Consider the following 21,262-nt stretch of genomic DNA (forward strand, 5'->3'; position numbering starts at 1 on the left):
GGTCGCGATCATGCGCAGTGAACTCTTCGGCACGCTTCCCGACGGCACGCCCGTGCACCGCTGGACGCTGGAGCGTGGCGGAACGCGGGTGCGGGTCCTCACGTACGGCGGGATCGTGCAGTCCGTGGAGGTCCCGGACGGGCAGGGGGAGGTCGCGGGGATCGCGCTGGGGTTCGCGGAGCTCGGCGGGTATCTGGAGCACCCGGGGCCCTACTTCGGGGCGCTGGTGGGGCGGTACGCGAACCGGATCGCGGGCGGGGTCTTCTCGCTCGACGGGGAGACGTACCGGCTCGCGCAGAACAACGGGCCCAACTCGCTGCACGGGGGCGAGTGCGGATTCGACAAGCGGGTGTGGGAGGCGGAGCCCGTCGGGGAGGACGGGGCGGAGGGCGCGGAGGGGGTGCGGCTTTCGCGGGTCAGCCCTGACGGGGAAGAGGGCTTCCCCGGGCGGCTCACCGTCTCGGCCACGTATCGGCTCGGGGAGGACGGGGCCCTCTCCCTCGCGTACGAGGCGCGGACGGACGCGCCGACCGTGGTGAGCCTCACCAACCACACGTACTGGAACCTCGCGGGGGCGGGGACGGGGAGTGCGCGGGGGCACGTGCTGCGCGTCGCGGCGGGGCGGTACACGCCGCTGGACTCGGTGCAGATCCCCACCGGGGAGTACGCGGAGGTGGCGGGGACGCGGTGCGACTTCCGGGAGGAGCGGGTGGTGGGGGCGGGGTACGACCACAACTTCGTGCTCGACAAGGGGGTCACGGAGGGGGCGGAGGCGGTGGCCGAGCTGTGTGACCCCTCGTCGGGGCGGGTGTTGAGCGTCGCCACCACCGAGCCGGGGCTGCAGCTCTATACGGCGGATCACTTCGGGGCGGGGCTGCCGTTCGCTCCGGGGGACGGGGTCGCGCTGGAGACGCAGCGGTTTCCCGACTCGCCGAATCAGGACGGGTTCCCCAGTGCGGTGCTGCGGCCTGGGCGTGTGTTCGCTTCGGAGACCGTGTATCGGTTCTCGGTGAGGTGAGGTGAGACACACGCGCCCCGGCCCGGCCGTCAGGTGCCGGGGCGGGGCGCGTGGTGTGCGAGGGCCGTCAGACGGTGATCTCCGCGCTGAGGCGGCGGTCCGTGAGCGACCGGCCCGCTTCCACATGGTACGAACCCGCCTGGTGTGACCAGGAGTTGGCCTTCTCGTCCCAGATCTCGAAGGCGCGGTGCGGGAGTTCGAGGGTCAGCTCCGCGCTCTCGCCGGGTGCGGCCTCCACCGTGGCGAAGGCGGCGAGCCGGCGCGCCGGGCGGGTGCTGTCGGGGGTGGTCGGGGCCACGTAGAGCTGGACCACCTCGCGGCCCGTGCGCGTGCCCGAGTTGCGGAGGGTGACGCGGGCCGTGGTGCCGACGACGGTCAGGGACTCGTACTCCCAGTCGGTGTAGCCGAGGCCGTGGCCGAAGGGGTACGTGGGGGTGGCGCCGGAGCGGTCCCAGGCCCGGTAGCCGATGAACGTGTCCTCTGTGTAGGAGAGTTCGCCGTTCGTGGGGGTGACGTCCGTGACCGGGGCGTCCGCCAGGGTGCCCCACGTCGTGGGGAGGCGGCCGCCCGGTTCCGCCGCGCCGAGGAGCACGTCCGCGAGCGCCGCGCCGCCCTCCTGCCCGGGGAACCAGCCGAGCAGCACCGCCGCCACCTCGTCGCGCCACGGAAGTTCCACCGGGGAGCCGGAGTTGACGACGACGACCGTACGGGGGTTGGCGGCTGCCACCGCGCGCACGAGGTCGTCCTGGCGGCCGGGCAGGCGCAGGTCCTGGCGGTCGAAGCCCTCGGACTCGACGCGTTCGGTGGTGGCGACGACGACCACGGCCGTGTCCGCGGCACGGGCGGCCGCCACCGCCTCGGCGATGAGCGCGTCGGCGTCGCGGCGCGGGCCGAGGTGGACGAAGGAGAACATGACCGCGGGCAGCGGCGGCGCGTACTCCTTGGCGAGGGTGTGCAGGAGCGAGACCTCGACCGGCCGCCCCTCGGTGAGTTCGACCTGGGCGCGCTCGGCGGAGGCGCCGAAGAAGGCTTCGAAGGGGTCGGCGTCCGGGCTCATGGCCTGGAATCCGTCGTAGTGGACCGTGCCGTCGACGGTCAGCCTGAAGGCGCCGAGGCCGCGGGTGCCGAAGGAGTGCGGGCCGCTCTCGCGCGGCGTGAACGTGCCGGTGACCTCGATGCTGTGCAGGGCCTCGTGGGTGACGCCGGCGGGCAGGTCGTCGCCGATCCACTGGACCTGGCCGGAGGGCAGGCTGCCGACGCCGAGCACGGTGCCGGACTCGTCGCGGCAGACGGCGCGCAGCTCGAACCCCTTGTCGGCGGGGGTGAGTTCCTCGCTCGGGTCGGCGCCGACCGAGTAGCTGAGGGCGCCCTCGGGCAGTGCGCCGGTGAGGCCGTCGAGCGGGGAGACGACGCGGGCCGGGAAGACGGTGGCGGAGCCGCCGCCGAGGACGCGGGCGTCGCGCGCGGCGGCACCGCTGAGCGCGATCGTGGCAGCGCCGTCCAGGGGCAGGGTCCCGCCCTCGTTGCGTACGAGGACGAAGGCGCGGCGGGCTATCTCACGGGCCAGGGCCTCGCCGTCGACCTCGGCCGGGAGCTCGCCGACGACCGGCTCGGCGCCGTCGAGGATGCCGACGCGGGCGGCGAGGCGGAGCACGTTGCGCACGGCCTCGTCGACGGTGGCCTCGGCGACCTGCCCCGCGCGCACGGCCGCGGCGAGCGGTTCGCCGTACACCGTCCGCGGGCCCGGCATGGCGACGTCGAGGCCGCCCTCGATGTCGCCGGTGGTGGAGCGGGCGGCCATCCAGTCGGAGACGTTGTAGCCGTCGAAGCCCCACTCGCCGCGCAGGACGTCGCCCACGAGGTAGCGGTGCTCGGTCATGGTCGTGCCGTTGACCTGGTTGTAGGCGGTCATGATGCCCCAGGGGTGGGCGTTCTCGACGATCGCTTCGAAGGGCGCCAAGTAGAGCTCGCGCAGGGCACGTTCGGAGACCAGGTTGTTCACGGTGAAGCGGTCGGTCTCGGCGTCGTTGGCGACGAAGTGCTTGACCGTCGTGCCGACGCCGCCGGACTGCACGCCCTGGACGTAGCCGCTGCCGATCTGCCCGGTCAGATACGGGTCCTCGCTGTACGCCTCGAAGTGGCGGCCGCCGAGCGGGGAGCGGTGCAGGTTGACGGTGGGCGCGAGCAGCACGTGGACGTGCTTCCGGCGGGCCTCCTGGGCGAGCAGCACGCCTGCCCTGCGGGCGAGTCCGGGGTCCCAGGTGGCGGCGAGCGCGGTCGGGGACGGCAGCGCGATCGACGGATCGTCGGCGGTCCAGCGCACGCCCCGGACGCCGATGGGGCCGTCCGACATCACGAGCGGCTTCAGGCCGATCTCGGGCAGCGCGTGCAGCGACCACATGTCCCGGCCGCCGAGCAGCCGCGCCTTGGCGTCCAGATCCAGCTTGCCGAGCGCGGCCTCGACCACGGCCTCGCGGGCGCGCTCGGCGTCCTGGTCGACCTGGGTGGGGCTGATTCCGGCACTGGTTACCGCCATGGCGGTGCCTCCTCGTTGAGTCCGTTCCGTGTCCCCGGTCCCTCCATCCTGCATCCGCTACCTGTGAAGCGGTAGGTTTCGTTATCTCCTCGTAATATGAAGGTGGCGTACGGTCCTCCGAGCAGGGGCGGAGGCGGAACGGGGCGAAGGGAAGGGGCTCAGGGCATGGCTGCGGTGCGGGCACGGAGCGAGGAGCGGCGGGCGGAGATCCTGCGCGCGGCGCTCGAGGTGATCGCGGAGCGGGGCTACCGGGGAGCGAGCCTCGGGGCGGTCGCCGAGCGGGTCGGCCTCACGCAGCAGGGCCTGCTGCACCACTTCCCCACCAAGGAGGCGCTGCTGGTCGCGGTCCTGGACGCGCGCGACCAGTGGGACGCGGTACCGGGCGGCGAGCTCCGCCTGGACCTGCTCGGCTCCCTCGTCGAGTACAACGCGATGCGCCCCGGCATCGTGCAGACCTTCTCGGCCCTGCTCGGCGAGAGCGTCACGGACGGGCATCCGGCGCGCGAGTTCTTCACCCGCCGCTACGAGACGGTGCGCGCGTCCTTCGCGGAGCTGCTGCGCGCCGAGTACGGGGACCGGCTGCCCGGGGGTCTGACCCCGGAGGCGGCGGCGCCGCTCCTGACGGCCGTGATGGACGGGCTCCAGTACCAGTGGCTGCTCGACCCGGAGTCGGTGGACATGCCCGGAGCCTTCGCGGACTTCCTCAAGCTGATTGCCCCGCAGGAGAGTTGACGGCCGCGACCACGTCGATCTCGATGAGGGCCTCGGGCCGGAAGAGGCGCGGCACCTCGACGGTGGTGCTCGTCGGCGGGGCGCCGGTCAGGTAGCGGGTGCGGACGGCGCCCTCGGCGATCTGGCCCGACACGTACAACAGGACGCCTCCGTCGTCGAGTTGGGCGCGGGCCACTCGGGCCCTCAGGGTGCGGGGGCGGTGGCGGGGTTGTCGAGGGTGACGTTCACGGGGTCTGCTTCTCCTGTTCGTGGCTCCTGCCCGGGTGGCGGCGGATCCGGGTGACGGCGTGGGCGATGTCCTCGTGGACGACGGCGGGGTCGGCGGCGGCCGCCTCGAAGTGGGCCAACACCGCTTCCATCGCCGGGAGTTGGACGGTCCCCGTGGCCAGGGCGACGTCCTTCACGGCGAGGTCGCTGCCGAAGTGGACGTCGGTGGCGAAGGCGCGGGCGACGGCGCCGCCGAGGGGTCCCCGGGCGAGGGCGTCCCGGGCGGTGGACTCGTCGAGGCCGAGGGCGTCGGCGAGCCGCATGGCCTCGGCGACCAGGGCGACGCCGCCGATCACCGCGGTGTTCACGACGAGCTTGAGGGCCGCGCCGGAGCCGAGCACCCCGGTGCGGGTGACGGACCCGAACCGCGACAGGACGGGCACGATCGCGTCGGCGTCACCGCCCGCGAGGACGCCGAGGGCGCCCGCCTCCGCCTTGTCGGTGCTGCCCGTCACGGGGGCGTCGACGAGGGTCACGCCCTGCGGCATGCGGGCGCCCAACTCCCGTACGGCGTCGGGGCCCACGGTCGACATCTCGGCCCAGTGCACGCCGGGCCGCAGCAGCGGCAGGATGGCGTCGGCGACGGCGCGAACGGCCTCCGGTCCGGCCAGCATGGTGATGACGACGTCGGCGTCGCGCACGGCGTCGGCGGGGTCGGCGGCGACCCGCGCACCCTGGCCGGCGAGCGGCTCGGCCTTGGCCGCGGTGCGGTTCCACACGGTCAACGGGTGTCCTGCGGCAAGGAGTTGGCGGGCCATGGGTGCGCCCATGCGACCGAGCCCCAGGAAGGCGATCTTCTTCATGGCCTCGACGTTAGGCCCAGACAAGGCATGCGACAAGCGAGTGTCTAGCATGTCAGCCATGCTGATATCGCACGCCTCGCCCGATGTCTCCACCGTCTGGCTGCGCGTCTTCCTGGACGTGGCCCGGCACGGCTCGTTCACCCGGGCGGCGCGGGACCTCTCCTTGACGCAGTCTGCGGTGTCGCGCCAAGTCGCCTCGCTGGAGGCGGCGTTCGGCGGTGCGCCCCTCTTCGACCGGGAGGCGCGCGGCGTGCGGCTCACCGCGCACGGCCGGACGCTGCTCCCGTACGCGGAGACGGTCGTCTCCCAACTGTCGGGTGCGGGGCGGGCGTTGACGGAGCTGGACGAGGTGGACGGCGGCACCCTGCGCCTGGGGGCGTTCGCGACGGCGGACGCGGGCCTGGTGCCACGGGCCCTCGCGGCGTTCCGGGAGCGCCACCCCGGGGTGACGGTGACCAGGGAGGAGGGCCTGACGCCGAGGCTGCTGGCCCGGGTGACCGAGGGGGCGCTGGACGTGGCGGTGGTGTCGACGACGGGCGGCGCGCTCACGGACGCCGCCGCCTGCGATCTGAGTCATCTCCTCGACGAGGCGCTGTACGTGGCGGTGCCCGCCGGACACCCGCTGGCCGGGCGGGCGGAGGTGGGCCTCGCCGAACTCGCCGACGAGGACTGGGTGTCCGGCAGCGCGCAGGCCGAGGGCACCTTGCTGGACGCGGCGCTGCGGCACGGCTTCCGGCCCCGGGTCGCACATGTGGTGGCGGAGTGGACGGCGAAGCTGGGGTACGTCGCGGCGGGCCTGGGCGTGACCCTGGTGCCGACGCTCGCGGCGGGTGCGGCGCGCCCGGACCTGGCCCTGGTCCGCGTACGGGACGAGGGGGCGCCCGCGCGGGCGGTGTACGCGGCGACGCCGAGGGGCCGGGCGGCGCCGCCTTCGCTGGACCCGTTCCTCACGGCGCTGCGGGAGGCGCTGCCGGGGCTCACGACTGCCTCGGGAAGGCCCTCCGGTACGCGCCGGGCGAGACACCGACCTGCTTGAGGAAGTGGTGGCGGAGGTTGTTGGCCGTGCCGAGCCCGCTGAGTTCGGCGACCTTCTCGACGGGCAGGTCCGTTGCCTCCAGGAGGGACTGGGCCCGGCCGAGGCGCTGGCTCAGCAGCCAGCGCAGCGGCGTCGTCCCCGTGGCGGCCTGCAGCCGCCGGTAGAAGGTCCGCGGGCTCAGGGCGGCACGCCGCGCGAGGTCGGTCACGGTCAGCGGCTCGTCGAGGCGCTCCCTGGCCCATTCCAGTACGGGTCCCAGGCCCGCGTCGTCCGTGGCGGGCACCGACAGGTCGACGAACTGCGCCTGGCCGCCGGTGCGGTGGGCGGGCACCACCATGCGGCGGGCCAGCTGGTTGGCGACGTGGGCGCCGAGGTCGCGGCGGACCAGGTGGAGGCAGAGGTCGAGCCCGGCGCTGAGTCCGGCGCTGGTGAGGACGTCGCCGTCGTCGACGTACAGGACCGAGTCGTCGACCTCCACCTTCGGGTAGCGGGCGGCGAGTTGGGCGGTGTGCATCCAGTGGGCGGTGGCCCGGCGCCCGTCGAGGAGGCCCGCCTCGGCGAGGGCGAAGGCTCCCGTGCACAGGGAGACCATGCGGGCGCCCGCGTCATGGGCGTCGCGCAGCGCGTCGGCGAGGCCGGGCGGCAGCGGCTCCCCCTCCTCCACGCAGGGGTCGGGCACGGAGGTGACGATGACGGTGTCGGCGCCGGCCAGCCCTTCGAGGCCGAAGGGGGTACGGAGGGACAGCCCGAAGTCACCGCCGCCGGGCCCGCGTTCACCTGTGGGTCCAGCGGTGGGTGCGCCGGTGGACTCGCCGGTGGGTTCGTCGGTGGCGCACAGCCTCATGTCGTACCAGTGCTCCACGAGGTCGGGCTGCGGCTTTCCGAACACCGTGAAGGGGATGCTCAGTTCGTACAGGTCCCAGGAGGGGACCTCGATCTCGGCCGGGACGACGACGGCGACGGTACCTGCGCTCATGCGTCCGAGGCTATGGCAGGAATTTGGCGGCCGCCGTCACCCCTGTCACTGTTGTGCGCTTCGCCGCGCTGCGAACGTGATCTTCATGAACGCGAAGCACACGAACGTCACTGTCATCGGCCTCGGCGCCATGGGTTCCGCCCTGGCCTCCGCCCTCCTGGACGCCGGCCACCCCACCACTGTCTGGAACCGCTCCCCGCAGAAGGCCGAGCCGCTGGCCGACCGCGGCGCCCGCGTGGCCGCCACACCCGAGGAGGCCGTCGCGGCGGGCGAGTTGATCGTGGCCTGCGTCCTGGACTACGACGCGCTGCGCACCGTCCTCGCCCCGGCGGCACAGGCGGGCACGCTCACCGGCAAGACCCTGGTGAACCTGACGTCGGGCTCGCCCGAGCAGGCCGTCGAGATGGCCGCTTGGGCGGGTGCGCAGGGGGCGGAGTACGTCGACGGCGGCATCATGACGACGCCGCCGGGTGTCGGCAGCCCCGAGATGATGTTCCTCTACAGCGGCTCGGAGGCGGCGTTCACCGCGCACCGCCCGCTGCTGAGCGCGCTCGGCGACCCGCTGTACCTGGGCACCGAACCGGGCCTGGCCTCGCTCTACGACGCGGCGCTGCTGGGCCTGATGTGGGCGACGTTCACGGGCTGGCTGCACGGGACGGCGCTGGTGGGCGCGGAGGGGACGGCCGCGACGGACTTCACGTCGGTGGCCCTGCGCTGGCTGCGGGGCGCGGTCTCCGGCTTCCTCACGACGTACGCGCCCCAGGTGGACGCGGGCCGCTACCCGGGCGACGACGCCACGGTCGACGTGCAGATCGCGGCGATCGGCCACCTCATCCACGCGGCGGCCGGGCGCGGCATCGACAACGCGCTGCCGGAGCTGCTCAAGTCGACGATGGAGCGGGCGAGTTCGGCCGGGCACGGGAGCGACAGCTACGCGAGCGTGATCGAGGTGCTGCGGCGGACGTGAAGGTGCCCCTCCCCCGGGTACGTGGGCGGGAAGGGCGGCAGGACGGAGTCGAGGGTGTAGCCGCACTTCTGGGCCACTCGGCACGAGGCGTGGTTGGCGGCGGAGTGGAGGAGTTCGAGGCGGTCGGAGGGCGTCGGGAGCCCTGAGTCGAACGCCCAGCGGGAGGCGGCGTCGAGGGCGCGGGCGGCGATGCCGCGCCCGCGCGCCTCGGGGGCGACCCAGTACCCCACTTCGGAGGCGGCACCGTCCCGGCTGCGATCGGGCTCGACCCTGACGGCGACGTGCCCGACGGGCCGGCCCCCGCCTGCCCCCTCCCCCTCCCGGCCCCCGCCCACGGCCTGTTCCACCACGGCAAAGCCGAAGCACGCCCCGCTGACGCGCCCCGCCTCCTGCTCCTCGATCCACCGCAGAGCGTCCCCCTCCCCCTCCAGCCCCGTCACCAGCCACCGCCGCAGCTCCGGGTCCCGGTGAGCCGCCACGAGGGCCCCCACGTCATCGGGGCGCCAGGGGCGGAGGGTCAGGCCGGGGGCGGAGGGGGTGGGGTCGACGTGCAGGGTGAGGGTGGCGGGGGTCATGGGAAGCTCCTTCGTCCGACAGGCACCGTAGCGCGAGTCCCTCTGGGCACCCGATACTTCCTCCACCCCACCCGTTACGGAAGGAACCACGTGACAAGGACCCGCGTGCGTGCGCGACTTGGTGTGTTCGGTGTTGTCGGTGCCCTCGTCGTGGGGGTGGGAGTGGGTGCCGGAGTGGGCGGTGGGACTGCTCTTGCTGGTGAGCGGGGTGGGCAGGGGGCGGCTGCCGGGGCCACCGTCGAGGAGCAGCGGCTCGATCGGGCCGCTCCCCAAGAGATATTGCGGCGCAGTGGGTTCGACGGCTTCGCGCCCGCGTTCGGGCGTGCGTTGGACGAGGCACGGTCCTACGAGGAGGCCGAGCGTGTCGTCGTACGGCACGGGTCCGGTCTGTGGCGGCGGGCCGTCGCGCGGGCGCAGGGGCGGGGGCCGGCCGGTGGGGATCTGAGTCGCGATGACGACCGGCCGCTTTACTGGGCCCGGCTCGGGATGACACGTGCGCTGCGCGCGTGGGAGCCGCCTCGCGGTGAGCGCTTCACCGAGCGTCAACGCGCCGCGCTGATGAAGGAGTTGGAGTTCTTGTCGCGCGGGCAGCGTGACGTCCGTTACCCGGCCCGCCGCCACCAGGCCAAGCGGATCCTCGTGACCGGTTTCGACCCCTTCACCCTCGACCGCGACATCCGCATCAGCAACCCCTCCGGCGCCACCGCCCTCGCCCTCGACGGGACCACGGTCCAGACCCCCGGCGGGCCCGCCCGCGTGGAGGCCGTCGTGTTCCCCGTGCGCTGGGACGACTTCGCCGACGGAGTCGTGGAGCGGGCCCTGCGGAAGCAGCTGCCGCGCGTCGATCTCTTCACCACGATCAGCCAGGGGCGCGTGGGGCGGTTCGACGTCGAGCGGAACAACGGGGCCTGGCGGGGCGGGTTCCCCGACAATGAGAACCTCTCGCGCACCGGGACCGTTCCGGTCGGCCGCCCGGACACGCAGCCTCAGTGGACCGTGACCACCCTGCCGTACAAGGAGATCACCGGCGCCGGTACCGGGCGGTTTCCCGTGTACGACAACACCAGCGTGACCGAGATCCCTGCCGGGGAGACCGAGCCCGTCGTCCGGCCCGGTGGGCCCACCGAGGGGTCCGCGGCCCGGGAGGGCGGCGGCGGGAACTATCTCTCCAATGAGATCGCCTATCGGGCCACGCTGCTCAGGGACCGGCTCGGGCTGCACGACCGGCTGCCCGGGGGGCATGTGCACACGCCCGTGCTGCAGTTCGGCGCCGGGAACACCGACCCGGCCACCGGGACCGTCACCGATCCCGAGTTCGTGCGGAACCGGCTCGACATCATCCGGCAGGTGACGGGGATCCTGACTGTGGCGGCCGGGGCGACGGAGTCGCGTCGGGCTCAGGGTCCGGGGCCGGATCGGAGTCCGGGGACGGTTCGGACTCCGGCTCCGTAGGCTCCCCCACCAGGTCCCGCGCCATCAGCGTCGCCCCCGCCACCGCCCCCGGCATCAGGAACACCGCCACGAACGGCACCAGGAACGCGAGGGCGAGGGGCGTGCCGAAGCCCCACGCCAGGGTCTTGCGGGCGCGCAACAGGGCGAGGCGCTCGCGGAGTTGGACGTCGCGGCGCTGGAGGGCGACCGCCGTGAGCTCCTCCACCAGGAAGAAGCCCGTGACGCAGAAGCCGATGGCCGGGACCACCGTCTGCCCGGCCACCGGGATGAAGCCGAGGGCGAAGAGCAGCACGCCCCACAGCGCCGCCCGCACCAGGATCCGCAGGCTGTCCCGCGCGGAGATCCACAGGTCCCGCCAGAGCGGCAGGCCGGACTCGGGCGCCGTGCCCGAGATCGATACGTCGACCTTCTCCGACAGCGACTCGTAGAAGGGCTGGCCGATCAGCAGCGTCACCGCCGTGAACGTCACCACCGACAACAGCAGCGCCAGCGCGAAGAGAAGCGCGGTGAGGAAGCCGCGGAAGAGGCCGAGCCACGGCGAGGACCAGTCGTCGGCGAACGGCGTCGCCCAGCCCACCAGGTCGGCGCCCCACAGCGCGAGAGCGACGAGCGCGGCCGCGTACAGGACAAGGGTGATCAATCCGGGCAGCAGGCCCCAGCCGTACTGCTTTCCGTGCTGGGCGACCCAGCGCTGTCCCTTCACCAGGTAGCCGAAGCCCCGTCGCAGATCACGCATGCGGCACACCCTATCCGCAGGCCGTGCGCGGGGCCGGGGCCCTCTTGTTGCACGGGAGTTGAACCGGTAGACCACGCGTACCGATCTTCCGTGTCCCGGAGGTACGCATGCGAATATCCCGGCCCATAAGACCCGACCGACCCGGCCGTCCCGTACTGGTCACCACCCTCGCCGCCACCGGCGCCCTCCTCCTCGCGCCGCTCGCCGCACCCGCCGCAGCCGAGCACGACGGCCCGGGGCGGTCGGCCGCACACCGCGAAGGCGCCCCGCGCGACGCCCCCGACCGCGCCGCCACCGCGCCCGAGGCGGCCGCCGACCGGGCCCTCTCAGCCCAGGACGGCACGGCCCGGGACGGCACGCCCCAGGACGGCGCGGCCGTCGACAAGCGCGGCTACCCCCGCCACGACCCCCTCGAACGCGTCCCCGCCGATCCCGCCGACAAGTCGATCAAGCTGGGCCTCACTCCGTACCACGGCATCGCCCCGAAGCTGGAGGCCCTGCGGAAGCTGAGCGACCGGGTCAGCGTCGAGGTGGCCGGGCGGTCCGCGGGCGGGCATCAGCTGTATCTCGTCACCGTCACCGCACCGGAGTCCGCCCGGGAGACGGCCCGGCAGGAGCGGATGCGGGAGCTCATCGAGAACCATCCCGCCGCGGCCGCGAAGGACCCCGGCGTCAAGGCGCACTACAAGACGCCCGTCTTCATCAACAACAACATCCACGGGGACGAGTGGGAGGGCACCGATGCCGCCCTGAAGCTCGTCGAGGAGCTGGCGAAGGCCAAGGACCGCAAGACCGCCACGCTGCTCGGCCGCAACCGCGTCTACCTCAACATCACCACCAACCCCGACGGGCGCATCGCCGGGACCCGTGAGAACGCCAACGGCTTCGATCTCAACCGCGACTTCATCACCGCGTCCCAGCCGGAGGACCGCGCGATCCGGCGTATCGCCGTCGACAAGCAGCCCGCCGTCATGATCGACCTGCACGGGTACGTCAACGGGACGCTCATCGAGCCGACGACGCCGCCCCACGGCGAGAACTACGAGTACGACCTGTTCCTCAAGAACGCCTACGCCAACGCCCTCGGCATGGAGTCCGCCGTCAACGGGCTCGGGTACACGGAGGAGAAGGACGGGGTGAAGCCCGCCGTCATCCCCTTCCGGGACCAGAAGGAAGGGTGGGACGACTGGCCGCCGATCTTCACGCCGCAGTACATGCCGTTCCACGGCGCGGTCGCCGCGCACACCATCGAGTTCCCGATGCAGGTCAACGGCGACGAGTACGACGGCCAGCCGGTGAGCGAGCTGCGTCGGCGCTCCGCCATCAACGTGGACATCGCGGGGGCGGCCATGCGGGCCACCCTCAACTACACCGACGGACATCGGCGTTCGGTCATCCGTGATCAGATCGAGGTGTTCCGGCGGGGCGCGGCCGGAGCCGCGCAGGTGCCCGTGTCGGAGGAGACCGTGCCGGGGGTGCCGGGGATCGGGCCCGAGGACGTGTACACGACCCGCTTCCCCCGGGCGTACGTCATTCCGGCGGGCGGTCGCGCCGGGGGGAAGCAGCGGTCGGACACCGCCGCCGCCCGGCTCGTCGACCACCTTCTCGCCAACGACGTCCGCGTGCGGCGCGCCACCCATGACTTCCGGCTCGGCGGACGCGCGTACGCCAAGGGCTCGTACGTCGTCGACATGCATCAGCCCAAGCGCGGCATCGCCAACGTGATGCTCGCCGACGGGCGGGACATCAGCGACAAGGTCTCGACGATGTACGACATCTCGGGGTGGAGCCTCGGGCGGCTGTGGGGCGCGAGCGTCGCGGAGGTCCGCTCCGGCTCCCCCGCGCGCGTGCCCTCGCGTGCGGTGTCGGCCGCCACGCGGGTCGGGTACGTCGCGCCGCGCGGCGATCTGCGTCTCCGGCTCTCCGACCCGAGGGAGATCGCCGCGCTCAACGGCCTTCTGGAGGAGGGGATTTCCGTACGCCGGGCCGCCGACGGAAGCGCCGTCGTGCCCGGGTCGGCGCGGGACGCCGCACGGTCGGCGGCGAAGAAGTACGACGTCTCCTTCGACGCCACGAAGAAGCGGGGCGGCGCCCCGATGCACCGCGTGAAGGTCGCCGCCGCCGTCACACCCGGCGAGCTCTTCGCGCTGCGCGAGATGAACTTCGACGTGGTGCCGGTCTCCACGGGCATCCTCAACTCCGGCTTCGACTGGGGGAATTCGCGCGTGGGGGCGCTGTTCGTGTCGGCCGGGCTCGACTACGGCAAGCTCACCGGGCAGGCGCGCTCCGGCCTCGACGGCTTCCTCAAGGGCGGCGGCACCGTCGTCGGGCGCGGCGCGGGCGGTGCGGCGCTCAACGCCGGCGCGAAGCTGCTCGCGGCGAAGGCCGTCGAGGGGAACGGGGACGCCAACGGGGTGGTGCGGCTGGCCAACGCGGGCGGCGCCGTCACCGGGGACGCACCCGCGTACGGCTTCGTCTACGCGCCCGTGTGGTTCACGGACCTCGGCCCTGGCGTGCGCACCGACCAGTCGTACGGGACCGGGAATCCGCTCGTGTCCGGGCACTGGCGCGCCCTGGACGACGGCAGCGGCGGGCCGGGGGCTGCGGCCGGCCAGGCGTCGGTGGTCAGTGGCTCCGCCGGGGGCGCGAAGGTCGTCCTGTTCGGCACGGAACCGCTCTTCCGCGACCATCCGAAGGGGGAATTCGCCCAGGTGGGACGGGCTCTGCTGGGGTGAGGGCGGACCCACGGGCCGAGCGGGAATGCCGTCCGGGCCCGGCGCCGTTGCCCCGTCATGACGCGTGAAATCACCATCCAGGGAACCGTTGCCAAGGGGTACGAGTCCGTCCGGGACGCCTTCACCTCCGTTCTCGCCGGTGAACAGCCCGAGTACGCGGGACAGTTGGCCGCCTACGTGCGCGGGCGGCAGGTCGTCGACCTGTGGGTCGGGCCCGACACCGACGGGGACACCCTCTACGGCGTCTACTCCTCCACGAAGGGCGCCGCGCATCTCGTCGCGGCGCTCCTCGTGCAGGACGGGACGCTCGACCTCGACCGCGAAGTCGCCCACTACTGGCCGGAGTTCGCCGCCGGGGGCAAGGGCGGGGTGACGGTGCGCGAGCTGCTCGCGCACCGGGCCGGGGTCGTCGGCGTGCCGGGCGGGTTCAGCCCGGAGGAGATCGCCGACGACCGGGCGATCGCGGCGCGGCTCGCGGGGCAGCGGCCCTACTGGCGGCCGGGCAGCGCCTTCGGCTACCACGCGCTGACCATGGGCGCCCTCGTCGGCGAGGTGGTGTTCCGGGTCTCCGGCGGGCGCACGCTCCAGGAGATCTTCGAGGAGCGGGTGCGGGCGCCGCACGGGCTCGACGTGCATCTGGGGCTGCCGGAGGCGGAGGAGCGGCGCTTCCACTCCGTGCTGCCGATGGCGCCGAGCCCCGAGCAGCGGGCCCTGCTCGACTCCCGGCCCGAGGCGCCGCACAGCCTGCTCTCCGTCGCCTTCAACGGCAACGGCGCGCACCCGACGGACATCGAGTCGTTCCCCAACTCCCGTGCGGTGCGGGCGAACGGGCCCGCTTCGGCGGGCGGCGTCGCGTCCGCGCGGGGGCTCGCCGGGATGTACGCGGCGCTCTCCACCGGCATCGAGTCCGGGCCGCCGCTGCTCACCGCCGACACGCTCGGCGCCTTCGGGCAGATCCACTCCATCGGGCACGACGTCGTCGCGAACACCCACAAAGCCTTCGCGATCGGCTTCCAGGCGACGTCCGAGTGCTGGTACCCGTTCCTGGGCGCGGGCTCCATCGGGCACAGCGGCGCGGGCGGTTCACAGGCGTTCGCGGATCCGAGCACCGGCGTCGCCTACGGGTACACGCGCCGCCGGTACGCGTTCCCGGGCGGCGCGGCCGTGGAGAACGAGCGGCTCGCGCTGGCCGTGCACCGGGCGGCGCTGAGCGCCTGACCGGAGCCGCTGCACCCCCTGGACAACACACGAGGGCCGCACTCCGCCGAGTGCGGCCCTCGTGTGTGATGCGCGATGCGCGGGGGTCAGGCCACGGACAGCTCGACCTTGATGTTGCCGCGCGTGGCGTTCGAGTACGGGCACACCTGGTGCGCCTTCTCGACGAGGGACTGGGCGGTGGCCGCGTCCACGTTCGGGATGGAGGCGGAGATCGCGACCTCCAGGCCGAAGCCGCCCTCCTCGTTCTGGCCGATGCCGACCTTGGCGGTGACGGTCGAGCCGGAGATGTCGACCTTCTCCTTGCGGGCGACGACACCGAGGGCGCCCTGGAAGCAGGCGCTGTAGCCGGCGGCGAAGAGCTGCTCGGGGTTGGTGCCCGCGCCGGAGCCGCCCATCTCCTTCGGCGGGTTGACGACGACGTCGAGCTTGCCGTCGTCGCTGGCTACGCGGCCGTCACGGCCGTTCTCGGCGGTGGCGACGGCGGTGTACTTGACGTCGATCTTCTGGATGGACATAAGTGCCGATTCCTCCTGAGATACGCCGTCGCTGCGCGCCCACAGCGACGACTTTGTGGAAGTAGGTTATCGGATGCCGGAAGAGGCGTCCGGGGGCCGGGGTGAGAGCGGGGCCGCTCAGGCCAGGGAGACGATCATCTTCCCCGTGTTCTGGCCGTGCAGCATCCCGAGGAAGGCGTCCACACCGCTCTCGACGCCCTCGCGATACGTCTCGTGGAACTTGAGCTCGCCCGAGGCCACCAGGGCCCCGACCTCGCGCACGAACTCCGGCTGCAGCGCCGCGTGGTCCCCGACGAGCACGCCCTGGAGGCGCAGCCGCTTGCCGATGATCATGGCCATGTTGCGGGGGCCGGGCGTCGGCTCGGTGTCGTTGTAGCCCGCGATCATGCCGCAGATGGTGGCCCGGCCGTGCACGTTCATGCGGCTGATGGCCGCTTCGAGGTGCTCGCCGCCGACGTTGTCGAAGTAGACGTCGATACCGTCGGGCGCGACCTCCTTGAGCTGGTCGACGACCGGCTTGGGGTCCTTGTAGTTGAACGCCGCGTCGAAGCCGTACTCCTCCACGAGCAGCTTGACCTTCTCGTCCGAGCCCGCCGAGCCGACGACGCGGGACGCGCCCCTGAGCTTGGCCAGCTGGCCGACCTGGCTGCCGACGGCGCCGGCCGCGCCGGAGACGAAGACCGCGTCGCCCTCCTTGAAGGACGCGACCTCGAAGAGGCCCGCGTACGCCGTCAGGCCCGTCATGCCGAGGACGCCGAGGTAGGCGGTGAGCGGCACCTGCGAGGCGTCGACCTTCTTCGCGCCGCGGGCCGGGACGTCGGCGTACTCGCGCCAGCCGAGGCCGTGCAGGACGTGGTCGCCGACCGCGAAGCCCTCCGCGTTCGACGCGACGACCTCGCCGACCGCGCCGCCGTCCATGGGCTTGTCGAGCTGGAAGGGCGGGATGTACGACTTCACGTCGTTCATGCGGCCGCGCATGTACGGGTCCACGGAGAAGTGCAGGTTCCGGACGAGGATGCGGCCCTCCTCCGGCGCGGCGACGGGGGCCTCGCGCAGGGCGAAGTCCTCCGGGACCGGCCAGCCGTTCGGCCGCCGGACCAGGTGCCATTCCCGGCTGACGGTCGGGAGCTGCTCAGGGGTGGCTGACATCCGGAGTCCTCCTGCGGTTCAGATCCTCGGGGCGGATCAAGATTGCTTCAGGTAGTGAAACAACCATGCTCCTAGATATTTCATGTTGTCAAGTAAACCGGTAGCCTGGATCCCATGACCGAAAGCAGCCCGCGCCACCCCGCACCCCGCACCGATCCGCTGACGCTCGAAGTCGTCGAGCTGATCGGCACGGTCGTGGCGCGCTACTACGAGGAGTACGAGGAGGCGGCGGGCCGGCACTCGCTGACCGGGGCGCAGGCCCGGGTCCTCGGGCTGCTCTCGCTGGAGCCGATGCCGATGCGGCGGATAGCGCAGAAGCTGAAGTGCGAGCCGTCGAACGTGACGGGGATCGTGGACCGGCTGGAGTCCCGCGGCCTCGTCGAGCGCCGCCCCGACCCCGCCGACCGGCGCGTGAAGCTCGCCGCGCCCACGCCCGAGGGGACGAAGGTCGCGCGCAGCCTGCGCGAGTCCCTGAACTTCGCCCGCGAGCCCCTCGCGGAGCTGTCGCGACAGGAGCGGGTCTCGCTGCGCGACCTGCTGCGGCGGATGCTGAGCGAGGACGCCGCGGAGGGGTGACTCGCCCTTCGTATACGAGAGTTCGTATACGAGAGTTACGTGCACCACCACAGGAAGCGGTCGCAGGTCTCTGTGGGCGTGGGCTTCGGTGTGGGCCTCGGCTTCGATGTGGTCGGCGGGGGCGCGGGGCGCGTCGTGGCGGGGGTGGTGCTCGCCGGGGACGTCGTGGCGGGGTCGGCGGCGCCGTCACCGCCCGGCTCCTCCGTATCCGCATCCGCTGCGCTCTTCGCGCCCTTGCCCTTGGCCTTGCCCTTGCCCTTGGTCCCGCCCTCGTCCGTGTTCTTCGCGTCCTCGACCTGGGTCCCGGGGACCGACGACGAGGGGCGCACGGACGTGGTGGGGGCCGTGGGCGACGAGGGTGCGGCGTCCGTGTCCTCCGGCACGTCGGCCGAGGGCTCCGCGTCCGGCTCCGACGCCGCCTTCGGGTCCTCGGAGGGGCCTTCCGTGGCGAGTTCGGCGAGGCTCAGGCCGCCCGCCGCGAGGGCCAGGCCCGCGGTGGCGAGCAGGATCTTGTGACGGCGGCGCCGGTGGGCCCTGCGCCGCCGGTCCCGCCCCCGGTCCCGCCCCCGGCCCCGTACGCGCGGCGCCTCGTCCGCGTACGTGTCCTCGGCGTCCTCCGGGGCCACCCGCGCGGCGACCGACTCCGCGTACTCACGACAGGCTTCCGCCGGGGTTCCGCACCCCGGGCAGGCGAGGGCGCCGTTGAGGTGCCTGCGGCACGGGTGGCAGTAGTCCATGAGGCTTGGAGGCTAGGTGGCGCGGTGGTCACAGAGGTAGGTGTGGCTGTGAATGTTGTGTGGGGAAGCGGGGGTTCCGGGGCTGTTTCTCCTTTCCCCGATCCCGCCCCTTCCCGAATCCGCCGCTCCGCGGCCCCGGGGCACCCGATATCGCCTGAACGGCTCGTCCTCAAACGCCGGACGGGCTGAGTGTGCTCGGCCTCGTCCAGGGGCGCAGCCCCAGGAAGGGTGCCCCAGAAGAAGGGGTCACACCCGGCCCAGCTCCCCGCGCAACCGCCGCGCCCGCAGCACCAGTTCGAGTTCGAAGCGGCGGTCCGGGTCGTCCACCTCGTCGCCCCAGAGCTCGCGGATCTGGCGCAGGCGGTAGCGGACCGTCTGAGGGTGGACGCCCAGACGGGCCGCCACCTCGGGGGCGCCGCCGCGGGTCTCCAGCCAGGCGAGCAGGGTCTCGGCCAGGCGGCGGCCGTGGGCGGGGCCGCAGTGGGTGAGGGGGGCGAGGCAGCGGCGGGCCAGGTCCTCGATGAGCTCCTCGGGCTGGAGCAGGACGAGGGCTTCCGTGTGCTCGGTGCAGTGCAGGACCTCGCCCGACGGCAGCAGCCCCCGCTCCATCAGGCGGACCGCGGCCTGGGCCCAGCGCAGCGACTTGGCCGCGTCGGCCAGCGGCACCGGCGGGCCGATCGCGCCCGACCAGCCCGCCATCGCCCGGCGCAGCAGTTCGGGGCGGCCCGCCGCCTCGGGCTCGGGCACCACCATGCGGGGCTGCTCCGTCTCCATGTCCAGGAGGACGCCCTCGCCGACGGCGGGCGCGACGGCCTCGCGCGCGGGGCGCAACAGGACGCCGACGGCGACCCGTTCGGGCAGCGCCCAGCCGACCCGCGCGGCCCGCTCCACGAGGGAGTTCGAGTTCTCCGCCGGGGTGGCGCGGCCGGAGCGGGCGTAGTCGGCCCGGGGGGCGACGGCGTCCCGTACCGCCTCCGGGCCGCGCTCGGCCAGGAGCAGCTCCATCAACTTCCGCTGAAGGCGCAGCCGTTCGCCCGCCTGCCGGGCCGCCGCCTCGGCGTAGCCGCGCACGGACTGGTCGACCAGGCCGTCCAGGTACTCGAAGCCGGACTCGGCGAGCTCGTACATCGCGGGCGGCGGGATCTCTATCTCCTGGCCGATCTCGGCGAGGCGGCGCCAGGCCAGGCGCACACCGAGCCGGTAGATCGCCTGGAGCGAGTCGAGGCTGCGGCCGTGCAGCCCCTCGCCGCGGCCGAACTCCTGGAAGACCTCCGGGTGGTAGCGGGGCCGGCCCTCGGCGGAGGCGAGCTGCTGGACGAAGCCCTCCAGGGCGCGCCGTATCCCGATGAGCGCCATCGGCTCGCCGGAGTCGTCGAGGACGACGGGCAGGCCGGGGTACTCGGCGCGGATCTCCCGGAGGATGTCCTGGGCGAGGGCGGGCACCTCTTCGAGGGCGAGCGCCGCGAACCGCCGCACCAGGCGGGGCGGTACGTCACGCCAGGCGGAGCGGGCGGGCAACCCCCGTGCCCCGGCGGCCAGTTCGGGAACACCTGAGGCCGTGGAGGCGTGAGTTTCGGTCGTTTGCTGCGCTTGGGTCTCGGAGACGGCCATGGGCACCACTCACTGTCCGCGCGGCGGGGTCTCGTAGTGCACCAGTGGGGTGTTGGGCTGGTCAGGCGTGGCGTTGAGCGCGGCGACGATGCCGAGGGCGGCGCCCACGGCGAGGGCCGCGCCGAGGGCGGCGGTCAGTGTGGCGGCGAGCAGTCTGTGCATCGCAGGGTCAGCCTCTCTGCTGGAGGTCCGTCCCCACCCTGGTCACGCGGAACCCGGGGGCCGCACAAGCCCTTGTCCCATGGGTCCCGCTCTTTGGCTCACCGGCCCCGTCCGGCAAGTGCCCAGTGTCGACAACGCATTGACACTCCGTCAAGGGTACGCATACGGTTCGCGGCCGATACGGCTCAGTAACAGGCTCAGTAACACTTCTCCGAACAGAGGTGCCCTGATGCGCCGCACATCCCGCCCGTCGCCCGGCCACCACCCCTCATCGAGGCCCTGCGGGCCGCACCAGCCATCTCCGCTTTCCCTGATCCTCACGGGTCTTGGGGTCTTCCTCCTCGTGCTGGCCGCGATGCTGGCCTGGTACGTGGAGCCGCACGCCAAGCGCACCCCGATCAACATCGACGTGACCACCGTCTTCAAGGGCAAGGGCAGCTACTTCGACACCGAGAAGATCAAGACCGTCCACGACCGGAATCTCACCGTGACCCGGCAGGTCAGGGGCGATGTGAAGGACAGCGACAAGAGCGGGAAGGCCGTCTGGGACGTCTCCACGTCGGTGGACCCGGACAAGTCGCTGCCCGCCGCCGACCCGCACGACTCGCTGCAGTGGACGCTGGAGCGCTGGGTCACCGACCGGAAGACCAACGCGCCGGTGCACTGCTGCGGCGAGGAGCCGTACTTCGAGGGCGAGGCGTACCTGAAGTTCCCCTTCGACGTGGAGAAGCGCTCCTACCGCTGGTGGGACAACACCCTGGGCGCGACGGTGCCGTTGCAGTACCGCGGCAAGAAGAAGATCCAGGGCTACGAGGGCCTGCGCTTCACCGCGACCGTGAAGGCCACCAAGACGGGCACCCGGCAGGTGCCGGGCCGCATGGTCGGGCTGAAGAAGAGCCAGGTGATCGCGGACGAGTACTACGCCAACCACGGCATCGAGCTCGTCGCCGACCAGCGCACGGGCCGGATCATCTACGCCGCGATCGGGCCCCGCAAGACCCTGCGCGCGCCCGGCTCGAAGAAGGACTCCACGGTGCTGCTCGACAGCGAGCGGATCGCGTTCACGCCGAAGACGCAGCGGGAGCAGGTCGATCTCGCCGACACCGACAGCACGAAGCTCAAGCTGGTCGGCACAACGCTGCCCATCGGGGCGGGCGCCCTGGGGCTGCTCCTCGGCGTCGCGGGCCTCGTCCTCGTCGTGCGGGGGCGGCCCGAGCGCAGCGGTGACGGCGGTGGCGGGCGGCACCGGGAGGGGGCGGAGCCGGGGAGTCCGAATCCTGATACGTCCCCAACCGCCCTGCAACACACCACGATGTGATGAGACGTCAGCTCGAATAAGCCCGGAAATTGTCATCTCCGTGAGTAGCCGCGCCCTGCCGCGCGGCGAAAACTGTCCAACCCCACCCACGCACAGTCCCCGCACAGCCACAGCACGGTACCTCCGCAACAGTCCCCCGCAGT

The 21,262-nt window shown here is 72.8% G+C and carries 20 protein-coding genes; 9 read left to right on the forward strand and 11 right to left on the reverse strand.

The window, feature by feature from the left end:
* The first annotated feature begins 10 nt into the window (after window positions 1-10).
* A complete protein-coding gene (locus ACQB60_RS03785) occupies window positions 11-1,018 on the forward strand; it encodes an aldose epimerase family protein (RefSeq protein WP_496924338.1) in 1,008 nt (335 codons plus the stop codon).
* 67 nt (window positions 1,019-1,085) lie between these two features.
* On the opposite strand, the gene ACQB60_RS03790 is transcribed toward ACQB60_RS03785, so the two are convergent.
* The gene (locus ACQB60_RS03790) at window positions 1,086-3,554 is read right to left on the reverse strand and encodes a beta-glucosidase family protein (RefSeq protein WP_496924339.1); all 2,469 of its coding nucleotides are present in this window, start codon (window positions 3,552-3,554) and stop codon (window positions 1,086-1,088) included.
* A 165-nt stretch (window positions 3,555-3,719) separates the two neighbouring features.
* On the opposite strand from ACQB60_RS03790, the gene ACQB60_RS03795 reads away from it, so the two are divergent.
* Window positions 3,720-4,286, forward strand: a complete 567-nt coding sequence (locus tag ACQB60_RS03795; RefSeq protein ID WP_496924340.1) for a TetR/AcrR family transcriptional regulator — start codon at window positions 3,720-3,722, stop codon at window positions 4,284-4,286.
* Here the strand turns inward: ACQB60_RS03795 and ACQB60_RS03800 are convergent.
* Window positions 4,258-4,461, reverse strand: coding sequence for a hypothetical protein (locus ACQB60_RS03800; RefSeq protein ID WP_496924341.1), 204 nt, complete (start codon window positions 4,459-4,461; stop codon window positions 4,258-4,260). The genes ACQB60_RS03795 and ACQB60_RS03800 overlap by 29 nt on opposite strands.
* A gap of 49 nt (window positions 4,462-4,510) precedes the next feature.
* Window positions 4,511-5,356: an NAD(P)-dependent oxidoreductase gene (locus ACQB60_RS03805; RefSeq protein WP_496924342.1), complete on the reverse strand. Its 846-nt coding sequence runs from the start codon at window positions 5,354-5,356 to the stop codon at window positions 4,511-4,513.
* Window positions 5,357-5,405: 49 nt separating this feature from the next.
* Here ACQB60_RS03805 and ACQB60_RS03810 point away from each other — a divergent pair, with 49 nt between their 5' ends.
* The gene (locus ACQB60_RS03810) at window positions 5,406-6,392 is read left to right on the forward strand and encodes a LysR family transcriptional regulator (protein WP_496924343.1); all 987 of its coding nucleotides are present in this window, start codon (window positions 5,406-5,408) and stop codon (window positions 6,390-6,392) included.
* Here the strand turns inward: ACQB60_RS03810 and ACQB60_RS03815 are convergent.
* Window positions 6,334-7,368 (reverse strand): helix-turn-helix domain-containing protein, encoded by a 1,035-nt coding sequence (locus ACQB60_RS03815; RefSeq protein WP_496924344.1) that lies wholly within the window; start codon window positions 7,366-7,368, stop codon window positions 6,334-6,336. The genes ACQB60_RS03810 and ACQB60_RS03815 overlap by 59 nt on opposite strands.
* Here ACQB60_RS03815 and ACQB60_RS03820 point away from each other — a divergent pair.
* The gene (locus ACQB60_RS03820) at window positions 7,367-8,335 is read left to right on the forward strand and encodes an NAD(P)-dependent oxidoreductase (RefSeq protein WP_496924345.1); all 969 of its coding nucleotides are present in this window, start codon (window positions 7,367-7,369) and stop codon (window positions 8,333-8,335) included. The genes ACQB60_RS03815 and ACQB60_RS03820 overlap by 2 nt on opposite strands.
* Here the strand turns inward: ACQB60_RS03820 and ACQB60_RS03825 are convergent.
* Window positions 8,299-8,910, reverse strand: a complete 612-nt coding sequence (locus ACQB60_RS03825; protein ID WP_496924346.1) for a GNAT family N-acetyltransferase — start codon at window positions 8,908-8,910, stop codon at window positions 8,299-8,301. The genes ACQB60_RS03820 and ACQB60_RS03825 overlap by 37 nt on opposite strands.
* Before the next feature lie 105 nt (window positions 8,911-9,015).
* Here ACQB60_RS03825 and ACQB60_RS03830 point away from each other — a divergent pair, with 105 nt between their 5' ends.
* A complete protein-coding gene (locus ACQB60_RS03830) occupies window positions 9,016-10,362 on the forward strand; it encodes a pyroglutamyl-peptidase I (RefSeq protein WP_496924347.1) in 1,347 nt (448 codons plus the stop codon).
* Here ACQB60_RS03830 and ACQB60_RS03835 read toward each other — a convergent pair.
* Window positions 10,247-11,098 (reverse strand): EI24 domain-containing protein, encoded by an 852-nt coding sequence (locus ACQB60_RS03835; protein WP_496924348.1) that lies wholly within the window; start codon window positions 11,096-11,098, stop codon window positions 10,247-10,249. The two genes, ACQB60_RS03830 and ACQB60_RS03835, sit on opposite strands and share 116 nt — an antisense overlap.
* Before the next feature lie 107 nt (window positions 11,099-11,205).
* Between ACQB60_RS03835 and ACQB60_RS03840 the strand changes: the two genes are divergently transcribed.
* Both ACQB60_RS03840 and ACQB60_RS03845 read left to right on the forward strand, forming a co-directional pair.
* Window positions 11,206-13,833, forward strand: a complete 2,628-nt coding sequence (locus tag ACQB60_RS03840) for a M14 family zinc carboxypeptidase (RefSeq protein WP_496924349.1) — start codon at window positions 11,206-11,208, stop codon at window positions 13,831-13,833.
* A gap of 57 nt (window positions 13,834-13,890) precedes the next feature.
* On the forward strand, window positions 13,891-15,051 hold the full coding sequence (locus tag ACQB60_RS03845; protein WP_496924350.1) for a serine hydrolase domain-containing protein: 1,161 nt from the start codon (window positions 13,891-13,893) through the stop codon (window positions 15,049-15,051).
* Between the two features lie 86 nt (window positions 15,052-15,137).
* Here the strand turns inward: ACQB60_RS03845 and ACQB60_RS03850 are convergent, their stop codons facing one another.
* Entirely contained in the window at window positions 15,138-15,566 is a 429-nt protein-coding gene (locus ACQB60_RS03850; protein WP_496924351.1) for an organic hydroperoxide resistance protein, read from the reverse strand.
* Between the two features lie 117 nt (window positions 15,567-15,683).
* Entirely contained in the window at window positions 15,684-16,715 is a 1,032-nt protein-coding gene (locus ACQB60_RS03855) for an NADP-dependent oxidoreductase (RefSeq protein WP_496924352.1), read from the reverse strand.
* 114 nt (window positions 16,716-16,829) lie between these two features.
* Here ACQB60_RS03855 and ACQB60_RS03860 point away from each other — a divergent pair, with 114 nt between their 5' ends.
* Window positions 16,830-17,291 carry a MarR family winged helix-turn-helix transcriptional regulator gene (locus ACQB60_RS03860; protein WP_496924353.1) on the forward strand — a complete coding sequence of 154 codons (462 nt, stop codon included), beginning with the start codon at window positions 16,830-16,832 and terminating at the stop codon, window positions 17,289-17,291.
* Between the two features lie 35 nt (window positions 17,292-17,326).
* On the opposite strand, the gene ACQB60_RS03865 is transcribed toward ACQB60_RS03860, so the two are convergent.
* From ACQB60_RS03865 to ACQB60_RS03875, 3 genes are all read right to left on the reverse strand, one after another.
* Complete coding sequence (locus tag ACQB60_RS03865; RefSeq protein WP_496924354.1) at window positions 17,327-18,028, reverse strand: SCO2400 family protein; 702 nt, start codon at window positions 18,026-18,028, stop codon at window positions 17,327-17,329.
* A gap of 246 nt (window positions 18,029-18,274) precedes the next feature.
* The gene (locus ACQB60_RS03870) at window positions 18,275-19,546 is read right to left on the reverse strand and encodes a PucR-like N-terminal domain-containing protein (protein ID WP_496924355.1); all 1,272 of its coding nucleotides are present in this window, start codon (window positions 19,544-19,546) and stop codon (window positions 18,275-18,277) included.
* Between the two features lie 102 nt (window positions 19,547-19,648).
* On the reverse strand, window positions 19,649-19,801 hold the full coding sequence (locus ACQB60_RS03875; protein ID WP_384831046.1) for a hypothetical protein: 153 nt from the start codon (window positions 19,799-19,801) through the stop codon (window positions 19,649-19,651).
* A gap of 229 nt (window positions 19,802-20,030) precedes the next feature.
* On the opposite strand from ACQB60_RS03875, the gene pgfA reads away from it, so the two are divergent.
* Window positions 20,031-21,119 carry a cell envelope lipid trafficking protein PgfA gene (gene pgfA / locus ACQB60_RS03880; protein ID WP_496924356.1) on the forward strand — a complete coding sequence of 363 codons (1,089 nt, stop codon included), beginning with the start codon at window positions 20,031-20,033 and terminating at the stop codon, window positions 21,117-21,119.
* The last annotated feature ends 143 nt before the right edge of the window (window positions 21,120-21,262 follow it).

Origin of the sequence: Streptomyces odontotermitis (assembly GCF_050510915.1) — a bacterium.
Classification (GTDB): domain Bacteria; phylum Actinomycetota; class Actinomycetes; order Streptomycetales; family Streptomycetaceae; genus Streptomyces.